The following is a 14,779-nucleotide window of genomic DNA, read 5'->3' on the forward strand; positions in this document are numbered from 1 at the left end:
GGAATTTATATCCACAATGTAGCCTATCTTTACACATTCACTAAGCAAAGCCCGTCGTGTAATTCCTCAGATCTTATTTTTATCCTATAACTTCCTTTGCCATATTGATCATGTCATCCTTGCTTAGTTCAGTATAATCCATATTAATAATGCAATAAGATAGTCCATCTTCATACCACATAACTGATTGATTTTGACTAACCTTTATTTCATCTTTTTCACTTCCATATCCAATTTCAAGAAGCCCTTTATCTTGTAAATCTTTTTCTTCGTCTGTTGGTTTATATCCTTCTGGAACTGATTTGTATTGACTACTAGTATATATGATTTTAACTCCATTATATTCTACTTCAGAAGCATTTTTTGGCATGTTTCCATAAAAAGATTTGTCATCTGTTTTTTCAGCTGACATGGATAAAATTTGGCCCTTTTTAGAACCATCTTTTTTATAATCAAAATCTGCGCTTTTGTATTTTTCAGTAGCATCTCCTTTTTCATTACGGACTTCATTGTTTACATAATTAAATGTATCAAATTTAAATCCATTATTAAAGGATTCAACATATTTAGGGGTAAATCCAACAGTCTCGTTTACTTTATCTTTACTTGGAAAAGTTCTAATTTCAGTTAGATGAGATGATGAACCAAATATTCCAGAAAGATTAGTTGCTGCAACACATGTTACGGTTGTTGCAATAATGACCATTCCTGCAATTATGAATGTCTTTGGATTTAATAATTTATGTTTCATAGTAAAAACTCCTTTATTATCTTTATCTTTTAATATTTCATTTCTAATTCTGAAAAACATATTTTCAGATATTGAAGCATCATCTGCTTTATGAATTAAGGCTCCTCTAATTTTTTGATCTATATTTTCATCAAAATTTTTATCCATCAAGTCCCACCCTCTTTAAATTTCTATGATTATATTCATCGTTACATTTAATTAAACTGCTTTTTAATTTTTTTCTTGCACTATGAAGCCTGGATTTGACCGTTCCTTCAAAGCAGCCCATTACTTTTGCAATTTCGCTAACTGTAAGACCATTAAAATAATATAGAACTATTACTGTTTTTTGTTTTAAATCAAGCTTTTCAATTTCTGCATAAAGATTATTATTTTGCTCTTTTCTTAAATATTGCTCTATAGAAGTATCAATATTTTTTTCATCTAATTTTTCAAAAATGTTATCAACTGGCAGTGATTTTTTATCTTTTTTCGCATATCTCCACGCAATTCTCGTAAGCATTTTAAAAAACCATGATTTAAAAAATTCAGGATTTTTAAGACTTTTTATATTTTTATAACAGCTTATAAATGCTTCTTGTACAATATCTTCACTTGTATACTTGCTACCTGTAATAAGATATGAGTATTTGAATGATTCATTTTTATATATTTCAAACAATTCACCTAATGCGTTCATATCACCAGACTGGATTTTTATGACAAGTTCTTCTTCAGACACTTTGCTCTCTCCCTTCGATTCTTATCGATGCATCTATATATTAGAGACATTAAGTTATTAATTGGTTCATTTTTAGAAAAAATTTTTATCCCTTCAATTTATACCAGTGATATCCGTAATTTTATCTAAATTAACATCTATCTATAAATAATAAATAGAGTAGCATATTGATCTATTATTTTCTAGTTGCTCACTATGAGAATTATGGTAAATTTAAGATGAAAATTTTGAAGAAATGGTATACAATACCATTGAAGACAAAATTTCTTACAAAGTTTTACATACAAACTATAGTAAAGGAGATAGATATTTATGATAAATAAAAAATTGATCAAAACCCTTGGTCATATATTTGGAATCATGACATTTATGTTAGCTTCCGGTATAACTTATACGTCAGCTTTTGCTGATGATACTATAGCAACAACGGCACCCGCTACTGCTACAACCACTAGCGCGAGTGCTACTTATACAGATAATACAGCTACATCAATTAAAGATTATTCTATAACTATAAATAAAAGTTCAGAAGAAAATGGGATTAAGGTGACTGTTAATAGTGCACTATCTACAAAACATAATTTAAAAGTAACTCTTAAAATTGAAGGAATCACTGATCCTAAAGCAATTGAACATAATAATTCGCTTTTTGAAGTATCATATGGTGACAAAGATTACGGCTTTAACTCTACCTCTTCTAGACAATATGCAGATGATAAAACTATGTTTTTAACCTTAGAAAAAACTAATTATGAAGGTGAATATCCTGAAAGTGGAAACTTAAGAGTTGATGTAGTTCTTTCAAATTACAAAGTTAATATTGGCATGGATATACCTGTAGATTTCACTAATTCTATTAATAAAGTATTTACTAAAAATATTTCAGGCACAATACCTGAAATTAATTATACTTTGAAACAATTAGATTCAGATTCCATGGGGACAACCATAAGTTATACTGAGCCTAAACAAAATGAGGCTGATATTGATAACAATAATGATTTTTGGGATTCACAAATATTATTAAAAGTTGATAATAATTTTTATAAATTAGGCTCTAAAGGCGATAGCATTAGAGACGACGGAACAATTATTGGGCATTATACATCTAAATTGCCAGTTTATGATATTGTAAAAAACGGAAAGGATATAAGTATAATTCCAATACTTTATAAAGTATCAATGGATGACTCTGATATGATATCCGATAGTAGTAATAAAAACATTACCAATGATTCTGCAAACAACTTAAGTTATGAAAAAGAGTTCAGCTCTTCTAGCGGATTGAAAGGTACAATATATAATGTTGAAAGAAATGATAATAGTGTAAAGGTATATTGCAAAGGACAGTCTGAGTTAGAAAGTTTAATTATAGCAAGCAATATTTCTTTAAACTACAATCATGTTAAGGGACAAAAGTATACTACTATTTATAATTACAATAAGTTTGCAAGCTTTTATAAAGATCCAAAAGATTCCCTTGGCTACATTGTAGAATTTGATAATGTTGAAAAAGATAAAGCTGCTGCTTTAAATATTAGTTATATGCTAAAAGAAATTAGTACGTACAAAATGAGTGATGAAATAAAAACATCAAATTAATGAACTCTATATTGAATTTATGGAAAATTATATCAATACAAAAAATTATTAAAGTGAGGAGATTTTATGATAAACAAAAAAACAAATAAGTTATTAAGTTCCATGATTGGAGCTGCTTTAATGATCGGACTTATTCAAATGCCTGCCTTTGCTGTTGATAATGTACAAGCCCAATCGTCCTATGCAGTTAACTCTGGATTAATTGGAAATAACAATTCTGTTGAGCAAAATGGAGTCAAAATAACTCTAAATAGTGTTGTTGGGACAAAAAATAAACTCAAAGCTACAATCACAATACAGACCCCAACGCCTTTTGATAAAGATGACAGAGAAACAGCAAATGTTTTATTAAACTATGGCGAAAATAAATTTAATGGTGGAAGTACGTCATTTAGGCATCCAGATGACAAGACATTAGTTATAACCATTGAAGATAGATTTAATAAATCTGCATTACCTGAAAAAGGTCCTTTAAGAATTGATGTCGTAATGCAAAAATACAAGGTTAATGTTGGATTAGATGCAAACGTTGATTTTTCAGACTCATTAAAAAATTCAATGGAAAAGGATTATTCAATTAAAATTCCTCAATTTGATTCTACATTTAATAAGTTAGAATCCGATATTTTGGGCACTCATCTTTCTTTCACTGAACCGGAAGAAACTTCTTTAATGCGAAATAATGATGTATTAACCGAACATTCCTTTATCTTAAAAGCTGGAGATAAAATGTATTCGTTGAGACATTCTAACAGCTATTCATCTAGCAGTGATGAAAATGACAGGTCAATAGTAACTACTTATCAAGCAGAAGGAGCAACTTATGAAAAAATAAAAGATCAAACATCTATAAGCTTAATACCTATAAGCTTTACTATTAACTCAAAGGATCAAAAAAACTTATATAAAGAAGAACATAATGATAAAGACATGCAAACTATCAATAATGTAAGTTATGCCAAGACTTTTGATTTTTCTGATGGAAGTAAAGGCGAAATCTATAATATTCAAAGAGACGATAATAGCGTAAAAGTTTATCTAAAAGGAGTAAATGAAAAAGAAAGTTTATTACTTGCAAGTAGTTTGTTTATGGATTATAAAGATGAGAATAGTAAAAAAGATTATTATGATCATGATTATTACGACGGTAACGAACGCACTACTTTCTACAGAGACTCAAGTGATTCTTTAGGTTATATTGTAGAATTTAGTAATGTAAAAAAAGATGTAAATACTCAAATAAACTATGACCCAACCATAAGTTTAATTAATGCATTTACTGTTGGAGATGAAATCCAATTATCCAAGTAAATATATCAAATCTATAATCTAAATCTAAGCATATAATAATTACTGAAACAAATGAAGCCTCACTATAGTATCCAAATTATAGTGAGGCTTCATTTTATTAAGAATATTAAATTATTATCAAATATATAATTTCTTGCGTCTATTAATTTAAGAGACTCAAGAACATCTTAATGATTCATTCTATGAACAAAGTGTTTAAAACTTTAGAGATAGATTTCTCAAATTCAGATTCTATTATATACTATTAGAATTCTTTATTCTAAACTTTAAATTTATTTGCTTCTTCTATCATTTCATTAGTCATATCACTAAGCATTTGTGCAGAAGATGCTACTTCTTCTGTTGAAGCATTCACTTCCTCTGATGATGCTGAAATTTCTTCTGCTGATGCCGAGACTTCTACTGAAATTGAAGATAATCCATTTATTCTATTCAAAATGGCATTCTTATCATTTTCTATGTTATCAGCAGAACTTTTAACTGTTTCAATTTTAGGAATCACTTCATCCACTGCTTGTATTATTTTCTTGAAAGATGCTATTGAATTATCTATAATTTTACCTTGATTTCTCATTTCATCATCCATAGTAGTCGATTCCTGAACTATAATATCAGCATTGTTAGATATTAAACTTATTAATTTACTAATATTTTCAGATGATTCTTTTGATTGTTCAGCAAGCTTTCTTATTTCATCAGCAACTACTGAAAATCCTCTTCCTGCTTCTCCTGCCCTAGCCGCTTCAATAGCCGCATTTAGTGCCAATAAATCTGTTTGTTCTGCAATACTATTTATAAGGCTTGTAATCTCATTTATTTCGTTTATGTCTTTTCCAAGCGATATAACTTTACTATAAAACTCTTTAAATGAATTACTTACATTTATTACTGATTGATTTAATCCTTTCATTTCGCTACTGCTATCATTTGCCATTAAACTTATTTCTCTAGAATTCGAATCTACAACTTGTATCTCTTTAACCATTCTCGATAACTTATTACTAAATTCATCAAGAATATCTGTTATATTTATTAACTCTTCAGATTGATTGCTTGTCCCTTTCGCAACTTCAGATATTGCTTCTGCAACATTATGTGATACGCTTGCTATCTCTTCTGATATCGATGCTAGATTTTCTGATTGTGAATTAATATTTGAAGAATTTTCTTTCATTTTTTTAATCATTGTTCCTAAAGATTCTTGCATTGATTTCATTGCATTAGTCATAACACCGATTTCATCTTTTGAATTCAAATACCTAGTAGAAACTTCTTCACATAAATTACCTTCTGCTAGTAATTCCAAGTGCTTTGATGTAGACTTTATTCCTTTAGATATACTATTTGAAATTATGTATATTATCCCAAGTCCAATTAATATGAATACTATAGATGATAATGCAACTGAAATTTCCAAAGTGCTTAATTCTGATAATATTTCATTTCTTGCTATTGTAACTCCTACAGACCAATTAGTTTCTTTTACTGGAGCATAGCTTATAAATTTATCTACCCCTTCATATTGATATTCACCCAATCCTGTCTCTCCAGAAATCATTTTCTTTTCAACATTTGCTAACCCCTGCAAATTGGTATCCTTTTCTGCCGCCTCAATCCCATTATACATTTGAGTAACTAAGTCCCTATTTTTATGGGCTATTACTACTCCACTGTTATTTATCATAAATGCAGCACCTGTTTGTCCAAACTTAACCTGATCTGTAAAATCGCTTAAGTCATTACCATCCTGTGATTCTGCTAATACTCCTACAATCTCATTATTGTATTTAATAGGAACTGCATATATAACTAGAAGACTTCCATCAGTTTTATTTATTAACGGATCTGATACGCTGCTTACACCATTCATAGCTTTCTTAAAATATTCTCTATCTTTTACATTAGAAGTTGCTCCCAATGTATTTGTAAGATTTCCCTCTTTATCTATATAACTTAGTCTACTGCAACCAATCCTCTTAACTTCACCTAAAAGAATCGATAATTTGTCTTGTAATAAGCTATTAGGATCATTTATATCTGGTCTTGCGGCAATAGCCTCTAGTGAATTTAATTCTCCCTCAATTCTTCCTTGAATATTATTTGCGGTTTGCTCTGCAATTTTAGGTAAAGTCTTATTTAAATTTGACTTTAATCCATTTAATGAGCTTATAACCGAAACTATGCCTAATCCAATACATGCAATTCCTATTATCAGCCCAAAAAATACCGTTAATTTTGTTTTTATACTTCTCATAATATCCCCCTTTAATATAATTAATACTTGGACTCAAGATGATTAATCCTCTTTAATATCAATCCCAAATTCATATTTTATACATTTTTTGACCTAATAATATTATTATACCATCTTTTCATCAAAATTCGTATTATTATTATCATTGGTTTTCATGAAATATTTTGCTATTTTAAAGCTATTCTCTATATTATTGGAAAAGCATCTCTATACATGGTCGAATTTGCTCCCATAAGTCATATTTCTTTAAGTATTCCGTAGCCAGCCTAAGATTTCCTATTATCTTTTAATAAAATTCATCATCACTACTTCCATTTAATTCCAAACCTTATTCATCAATTTGTATTTGTTATTTAATAATCTTATTTCTATATAAAATTTTATGTTCATAAAAACATAACAACTATTATTAGCTCAACTCTATAATAAATTTTGATTATTATAGGGTAAAAAAAAAGACTCCAGATTTATAAAATGGTTCCTATGTCAAGGACATTTTGAAAAAGGCTAGGCAGCTATGAGCTGGTTTCTGTATTGTACAGGAGCCAGCTTTTTAAGTCCCCACTGATATCTATAATTATTATAATACTCCATATAGTTATCAATTGAAGCTTCTAATTCTTCAAATGTTGAACAACTTTTTAAGTCAATTTCATCTTTCATATGACCAAAAAATGATTCCTGCGGGGCATTATCCCAACAATTTCCGCGCCTAGACATAGACTGACCAATTTTATATTTTTTAAGAAGTTTTTGAAATCTAGGACTAGTATAATGAACTCCTTGATCCGAATGAATAAAGGCATCTTTATTTAGTAAATTTTTGTGATTTTTCATCAACTTTTTAATAGTTTCGGTAGCTATATCTAATGTAAGGCTATTGGAAAGCTGATATGAAAGAATTTCATTTGTTGAAGCATCTTTAATAGTTGACAAATAAGCCCTATTGGATGCTCCATATGTTAAATAAGTTATATCTGTTAATAAAACTTTTCCGACCAAATCTTGCTTGAATTCTCTATTTAAAATATTAGGTACAACAGTATGCTCATGAGTAGCTTTCATCATTCTACGATAAGGGTTAGCTTTTCTAATTGGGCACTCAATATTATATTTTCTCATGATTCGTTGTATACATTTTCGATTTATTATAAGATTAAATTCATTCTCTAACACCATTTTTATAGAACGAGAACCTTTCTTGTAGCCCCTATGATTAAATGCTTTAAGAATGATATCCTTCAATTCTAAATCCTTTTCTTCTCTACGATTACGTTTGCCTGTTGATTTTAAATAATTATAATAGCCTGATCTAGATACTAAAGCTACTTCGCATAAATGTGAAACCATATTTTTATAGTTATATGTCAAAATTATATGTTGTATTATTACAAAGATTGATGATGCACTTAGTTTACTATTTTTCACCTGCCTTTCTTGCAGCTCGATTTTTTTTAATAGTTCTGCCTCAGCTTTCCAATAAGCAATTTCTGCATCCTTTTTGGCTATTATTTCTTCAACGGTTAGTTCACGTTTAAGTGGACGACCACTGTTTAATTTTCTAGAATCTCTTAGACCAAGCTCTCCTGATTCATTATAAGCATTACGCCATCTTTTACTTGCACACCAAATTCTATTATTTCCAATAACATCTATATCAAATTCAGCATCTTGAAAAATATGAATAGGTAGTTTTCCCTTGCTACGCTCAGCGATAAACAATATTTTAAATTCATCTGTATATGTAATTCCACGTTTACTTACAGATTTAACATATCTATTTTTTGATAAACTTTTAATTTCTTCATCTGAAAATAATTTTTTACTCATTCTTTTCACAACCTTACTATATTTCTTCTTATCTTTTATTGTACAAAAAAAGAACCTATTGAAATAGTCTTTTTTTAGTGTCTATTTCATAGGTTCCATTTTATTAAATCCCTGAGCCTTTTTGTTTATCTTTACTTTTTCAATTTAATTTAAGTTTTTTATACTACTTGTATTCTTATATTCATTATTATTATATATATAAATACACCTGCTTCATTTTTAATGTAATAAAATATTTATTGATCACTAAAATTAAACCATTCTACTATCTTATTTACATCATTAACATTTGAATGTCCAGCCTTAGGTAAAATATTTATTTGCGCATGTGGAAGTAAATTACCTAAACGCCTTGCAGTCTTATCTGAATGTAACATTATATCCTTTGCTCCCACAAATAACACTGTTGGCATGGTTAATAGCTTTAATTCATTATCAGAAAATACAGGAATTGTCTCTTTTCTATAATTGAAGCTCTTTCCTATAAGCTTTTGATATTTTAACATTTCTTCTGGTATCGGCTGATTTCCATTAACTTTATAATATAATTTATCTATGCCTTTTTCTCCTAAAATCCCATAAGCAATAGCTTTAAAAATGAAAGATTTCTTTTGTGGGCCTACGCCAGAGGGGCAAAGCAATACAAGTTTAGATGCCATTTCTGGATAACTTACTGAAAACTTTATTGCCAGCCATGCCCCTAATGAAATCCCAATAATATTTGCTCTTTCAACTGATAAATTTTCAAAAACCTCCTTAAGCCATTCTGCATAAGAAGACCCACTTAATGAAGGACGGTTTTCATCACTTTTCCCAGGCTCACCCAACATATCTATAGCATACACTCTGTAAGTTTTAGAATACTCCTTTATATCTCTTAACCACATTACAGAATTCATGCCACTGCCATGCAGTAATATAAGAGGTGGATTACTTTTTTCACCGCTAGCTATAATAAACGTCTTTCCATATTTCGTATCTACATAAAACTTTTCATATGATAGTGCCAATTTTTGAAGGAATTTATCATAAAATTTTATAACATCATTTTTTCCTTCATTTGTTTTAAATACTTTGCCCATCTCCATCTATTTTCTCCTTAGTCTCATAATTTCGAAATCCAACTTTCAGCTTCTGCAGTGTCCTTAAAAGTTCTAAAATTGTTTCCTTTGTTAGATTCCATGATCATTTCTTTAAATCTATCATTAAGTTTTTCTTCATTTTCTATAATAACTGCGACTTTCACGTGATAATTTATAAATTTTTGCAACGCCATACCCGCAATCCTAGTCTTAAGATTGAAAAAATCTTCAGATAATACATTTGAATGAAACATAATTGTATAAACGTCATTTTCCATACAAATAGATATACAATCCACCGCATCTTGCTCTGAAGAAAGTTTCCATACTTCAGAAGCAAATTCTATATATTTAACATTATTTTTATTTACCACTTTATAATTCAAAACATTCACTCTCCTCTATATATTAGTTTGTTCCACAAGCATAGAAATGGAATTTAGCATTTCTTCAATGAAGCTTACATTCCCCCATAATAAAACCCTTAGCCTGTTTTCTTTTTCATCATATTTCATATTAATTGTTGATTTTCCCATTTTAGGGTCTTTACAATTCATTACTGCTATAAGAGTATTTGATATTCTAAAGTATTGTTCTTTATCCACATCATTTATATCAACAACAGTAGATACATTTATTTTTTGTTTTTCGGTTTCTTTAACTTCTCCATTAGTAAGAAAATCAATACTTGATTCATCACTTGCTTTTTTATTATTTATATTAACATTATTCTTTTCCATAAAAAGACTTAAATCATGACCAGAAATTCTCCATTGCTTTCCCACTTTACTTGCAGCAAGTTTTCCTTCTGTTATAAACTTTCTAATAGTTTTATGATGCATGCCTAATATTTCTGCTACTTTATCTATTGTATAAAATTGATTCTCCATAAAAAATCTACCCTTTCAAAATTGATCTATGGTCAAATTATAATAATTCTTTTTACTTATGTCAAGTATTTTATTGTATTTTGCTATACTTTGTTGCACTTTATTGAACCATAATATAAAAATCTCACTACATTATTGCCTTTTCTCAACTACAATTTAGTAAAATTTATATATAATGCAATTCACGATGCACATTTTACAATTACGGCTAAAATTCTTGTAATATTCTTAGAATTATGATAAAGAATTAGTTTTGCAATATATAAATCTTTATATTCACAACATTTATCATAAATTTTCTTGCATAAACAAAATAATAAGAAGGAGAACCACATCCATAATCTGGACTTGATTCTCCTCCATTACTTAAATATATTATTAAATTGCAATTTATAAAGTAAACTTAACTTGTGCACACTTATTGAGTAGTCACAGCGTAAGCGACCATCATTAAATAACTTCTTTGGTTTTAAAAAATTATTTTAAGTTCAATTTTTCAATTGCCCACTCTGCCATTTCTCGTACCTTTGGATTACTATCATTACAAGCATACAGTATATGTTCTTTATATTGCTCTTTATAGTCATTTACCATTACATTGATAGCATTAACTTTCCATTTCCAAACACTTGATTTATCTATATACCAAAACTTAGGCTGCATAACTTCTTCTAAAAATTTATAATCCATTTTGATTATTTTTTCTAGAGATATATGTTCACTTAACTCCTGCAGATTAGGAAATTCTTCTGTTTCCTGCCAACGATTTTTATTCATAGGGCATGCATCTTGGCAAGCATCACACCCATAAACCCAATTTCCTATTTCTTCTCTATATTTTTCATTAATCATATCTCTTCCCATAAATGTAGTTATGCAAGATACACATGCTATAGGATTCATTGTATATGGTTTTGATAATGAAGCTGAAGGGCATGCCTTCATGCATAAATTGCATTTATCAGAACAAGGTCTTACATTTGGTATTTCTACTGCTTCTAATTCCTTATCAATAAGCCATGCATCCAAATACACTGATGAGCCATTTTCAGTATAAAAGAAATTATTCTTTCGAACTATTCCAAGTCCAGCTTTCATAGCTGCAAAGCGTAGTGGTACAAGACCAAAACCTCTTTCAGTTTCTGCTCTAAGCCCTAACTCTTGCATATATTCTTCAAATTTTACGCTATCTTGAAAATCTTTAGAATTCTTATCTTTTCTTGCATCAACCAAATAGTATTTTGCAATCATGCCTTTTAAATGTTCTGGAATATGATATTTGCCATATCTTCTCACACATATTACAATTGATTTTGCCCAAGGATAAGTCTCCTGCAATTGTGTAAAACGATATTGACCTTGATAAAAACCTTTAGACTCTGGAACACGTTCAACACGTTCATCAAGTCTTTCTTTATAGCCATCTATATCAGATATTTTAATGATTCCACACTTTTCATATCCTAAATTTAATGCTGCACTTTTTATTTTATCTGCTAATAAAGTCATTTTCTCTACACCCTTTCTTAGGTTAGGTAAAAAGATAATAAACTATATATGTTGCAATTGAATTTCTGTATTTAACCCTTTATTGAACTCTGTGTTTACTAGAATAATAAATGTAAGTTTATTATTGCAACATATATAGTATGCTTGTTTGTTATTTATTTCACATATATTAGTTAATGATTATAATTATTCTCTTTCAACTATTAAGGCAGTCCCTTGACCTCCACCAATGCATAATGTTGCAAGTCCTTTTTTCGCATCTCTTTTTTCCATAGCATGTAGCAAAGTTACTAAAATACGTGCTCCAGATGCACCAATAGGATGTCCAAGAGCTATGGCTCCCCCATTAACATTTACTTTATTCATATCTAAGTTTAAATCTCTAGCTATTGCTATACTTTGTGATGCATAGGCTTCATTTGCTTCGATTAAATCTAAATCCTCAGCTTTTAAATTGATTTTATCTAAGGCAGCTTTTGTTGCATAAAATGCACCATATCCCATTATTGCTGGGTCTAATCCTGCTGATCCATAAGAAGTGATTTTAGCAAGTGGCTTTATTCCTAGAGCTTTAGCTTTATCTGCACTCATAATTACTAATGCTGCTGCTCCATCATTTAATCCAGATGCATTTCCTGCTGTAACTGTACCATTTTCCTTAAAAATAGGTTTAAGTTTTTTTAATGCTTCTATAGTATTGCCAAACCTAGGGAATTCATCTTGATCAAATATTATTTCACCTTTTTTAGTTTTAATTACTACTGGAATTATTTCATCTTTGAATTCTCCACTCTTTATCGCTTTTTCAGCTTTTTGTTGTGATAAAAGTGAAAATTCATCTTGTTCTTCTCTTGTTACATTCCATTTCTCAGCCACGTTTTCTGCAGTTACTCCCATATGATAATCATTGAATGCATCCCATAAACCATCTTTTATCATTTCATCAATGAATTCTCCATGTCCCATTCTTTGTCCCCATCTTGCATTATCAAGTAAAAATGGTGCACTAGACATGTTTTCCATACCACCTACTGCGATAGCATCAGCATCACCAGCTTTTATAATTTGTGCTGCTAAACTTATAGCTCTTAATCCTGAACCACAAACCTTATTAATTGTAAATGCAGGTATTTCTACAGGTAGTCCAGCTTTCACAGCGGCTTGCCTTGCTGGGTTTTGTCCAAGGCCTGCTTGAAGCACATTTCCAAAGATAACTTCATTAATTTCCTCTGGTTTAATATTTGCTCTTTTAACAGCTTCTTTTATTACTATTGCACCTAATTCAACTGCAGGTACATCTTTTAAAGCCTTTCCATAAGCTCCTATTGCAGTTCTTACTGCACTTACTATTACTACATCTTTCATTTCTTATTCCTCCCATATTGAAAAATTTACTTGTTATTTTTTTAACAAATTTTGATATAAAAAATTTATTCGCATTAATTATTTAAGAGTTTTTTTCATAAAACTTAAAATTTACTAAGTTGATTTGCAGCTGCTCTATGACTTTATATTATCAGATGATTATATATTTGTAAAATTAATATATTCGAATTGACAATTCGATTTTTTCAATATATTATTGAATTAACATAAAGATCGGAGTGAAATTAATGGATATAAGACATTTAAAAACTTTTAAAAGTATTATAGAAGAAGGTAATTTTTCAAATGCAGCAATGAAATTAGGGTATACTCAATCTACTGTTACCTCACAAATTCAGCAGTTAGAGCAGGAACTCTCAATAAAATTATTCGAAAAAATTGGACGTAATATGGTACTAACTCCTTTAGGAAAAGAATTAATACCATACGCCGATGAATTGCTTAATACAGTGAAAAAAATTGAAAGCATTGGTAAATATGGCGATAACATTACAGGAGAATTAAAAATTGCTGTTGCAGAATCTTTAATGTCTTATAAATTACAGAATGTATTAGCTATGTTTAAAGAAAAAGCTCCTAATGTAAGACTTTCTATGGTTGCGCTCAATTGCTATGACATAAAAAATATGTTAGCTAGTGGTGAAATAGACCTTGGCTTGATGTATAATGTGGGAAGTAAAAATGAAAGTTTAAATGCTGTGAAGCTTTCTGATTTCGATGTAGCTTTAGTATGCTCACCGCAATTTGAACAAGAAAAATTAGATTTCAGCACACCTAACCAAAAAATAAATACAAGCCTTATCATCAACGAAGTTGAATCCATTTATCGAAAAATACTTGAAAGTTATTTTTTTGATAAAAATATATTCCTAGATAATACAATCGAACTTGGCAGCATTGAAGCGATAAAAAAATGTGTTGCGAGTAATCTTGGAATTTCGTTTTTGCCTCGTTTTACAATAGAGGAGGAGCTTGAAAATGGTAAATTAAAAGAACTCAAAGCAGGCGACTTAAATGCTAAAATCACGGCAATTTATGCTTATCACAAGAATAAGTGGATCAGCCCTGCAATGTCTTTATTTATTGAATTGGTGAGAAAAGATTTTAATATTCAATAACTATAGATATACAGCTTTAAAACTAAATTTATGTGGTAACTTACCGAAATCATAAATATTTTGATTCCGAAAAGCTATGAAAATATCGCTGAAAGTTCTAAGCAGCAGGTTGTATCCACTTTAGCATGCTCCAACTTTCAGTTTGACAAGCTAAAATGGAACAACCTACAGCTAAGAACCTTTAACAGCTCATTTTCAAATGTTTTCTCCACAAATATATTTATGATTTCTAGTGAAGATATGAACTCAAAGTTTTAGAAAATTCGTAAATATATTCATCTAATAAGTCTGATTATTGAATTGGATATCTATATTTCTATATAAA

Annotated in this window: 12 protein-coding genes; 3 read left to right on the forward strand and 9 right to left on the reverse strand. The window is 29.4% G+C overall.

Annotated elements, in window-relative coordinates:
- Positions 1-79: 79 nt before the first annotated feature.
- Entirely contained in the window at positions 80-898 is an 819-nt protein-coding gene (locus KEC93_RS18305; protein WP_039771619.1) for a hypothetical protein, read from the reverse strand.
- Positions 891-1,472: an RNA polymerase sigma factor gene (locus KEC93_RS18310; RefSeq protein ID WP_012059792.1), complete on the reverse strand. Its 582-nt coding sequence runs from the start codon at positions 1,470-1,472 to the stop codon at positions 891-893. Before KEC93_RS18310 ends, KEC93_RS18305 begins: the two co-directional genes overlap by 8 nt.
- Before the next feature lie 312 nt (positions 1,473-1,784).
- On the opposite strand from KEC93_RS18310, the gene KEC93_RS18315 reads away from it, so the two are divergent.
- Complete coding sequence (locus tag KEC93_RS18315; protein WP_039771617.1) at positions 1,785-3,074, forward strand: DUF4179 domain-containing protein; 1,290 nt, start codon at positions 1,785-1,787, stop codon at positions 3,072-3,074.
- A gap of 66 nt (positions 3,075-3,140) precedes the next feature.
- The gene (locus KEC93_RS18320) at positions 3,141-4,385 is read left to right on the forward strand and encodes a DUF4179 domain-containing protein (RefSeq protein ID WP_039771615.1); all 1,245 of its coding nucleotides are present in this window, start codon (positions 3,141-3,143) and stop codon (positions 4,383-4,385) included.
- Between the two features lie 259 nt (positions 4,386-4,644).
- On the opposite strand, the gene KEC93_RS18325 is transcribed toward KEC93_RS18320, so the two are convergent.
- From KEC93_RS18325 to KEC93_RS18355, 7 genes are all read right to left on the reverse strand, one after another.
- Positions 4,645-6,639, reverse strand: coding sequence for a methyl-accepting chemotaxis protein (locus KEC93_RS18325; protein ID WP_077867867.1), 1,995 nt, complete (start codon positions 6,637-6,639; stop codon positions 4,645-4,647).
- Between the two features lie 507 nt (positions 6,640-7,146).
- Positions 7,147-8,469, reverse strand: a complete 1,323-nt coding sequence (locus KEC93_RS18330) for an IS3 family transposase (RefSeq protein ID WP_077870076.1) — start codon at positions 8,467-8,469, stop codon at positions 7,147-7,149.
- Between the two features lie 236 nt (positions 8,470-8,705).
- Entirely contained in the window at positions 8,706-9,557 is an 852-nt protein-coding gene (locus KEC93_RS18335; RefSeq protein ID WP_077869980.1) for an alpha/beta fold hydrolase, read from the reverse strand.
- Between the two features lie 17 nt (positions 9,558-9,574).
- Positions 9,575-9,937: a DUF4180 domain-containing protein gene (locus KEC93_RS18340; protein WP_023974162.1), complete on the reverse strand. Its 363-nt coding sequence runs from the start codon at positions 9,935-9,937 to the stop codon at positions 9,575-9,577.
- Positions 9,938-9,952: 15 nt separating this feature from the next.
- Positions 9,953-10,441, reverse strand: a complete 489-nt coding sequence (locus KEC93_RS18345) for a helix-turn-helix domain-containing protein (RefSeq protein ID WP_023974163.1) — start codon at positions 10,439-10,441, stop codon at positions 9,953-9,955.
- Between the two features lie 477 nt (positions 10,442-10,918).
- Positions 10,919-11,950 carry an epoxyqueuosine reductase gene (locus tag KEC93_RS18350; RefSeq protein WP_077869981.1) on the reverse strand — a complete coding sequence of 344 codons (1,032 nt, stop codon included), beginning with the start codon at positions 11,948-11,950 and terminating at the stop codon, positions 10,919-10,921.
- Between the two features lie 186 nt (positions 11,951-12,136).
- The gene (locus KEC93_RS18355; RefSeq protein WP_077869982.1) at positions 12,137-13,315 is read right to left on the reverse strand and encodes an acetyl-CoA C-acetyltransferase; all 1,179 of its coding nucleotides are present in this window, start codon (positions 13,313-13,315) and stop codon (positions 12,137-12,139) included.
- A gap of 248 nt (positions 13,316-13,563) precedes the next feature.
- On the opposite strand from KEC93_RS18355, the gene KEC93_RS18360 reads away from it, so the two are divergent.
- Entirely contained in the window at positions 13,564-14,454 is an 891-nt protein-coding gene (locus KEC93_RS18360) for a LysR family transcriptional regulator (RefSeq protein WP_077869983.1), read from the forward strand.
- Positions 14,455-14,779 lie beyond the last annotated feature (325 nt).

This window comes from Clostridium beijerinckii, from assembly GCF_018223745.1.
GTDB classification, from domain to species: domain Bacteria; phylum Bacillota; class Clostridia; order Clostridiales; family Clostridiaceae; genus Clostridium; species Clostridium beijerinckii.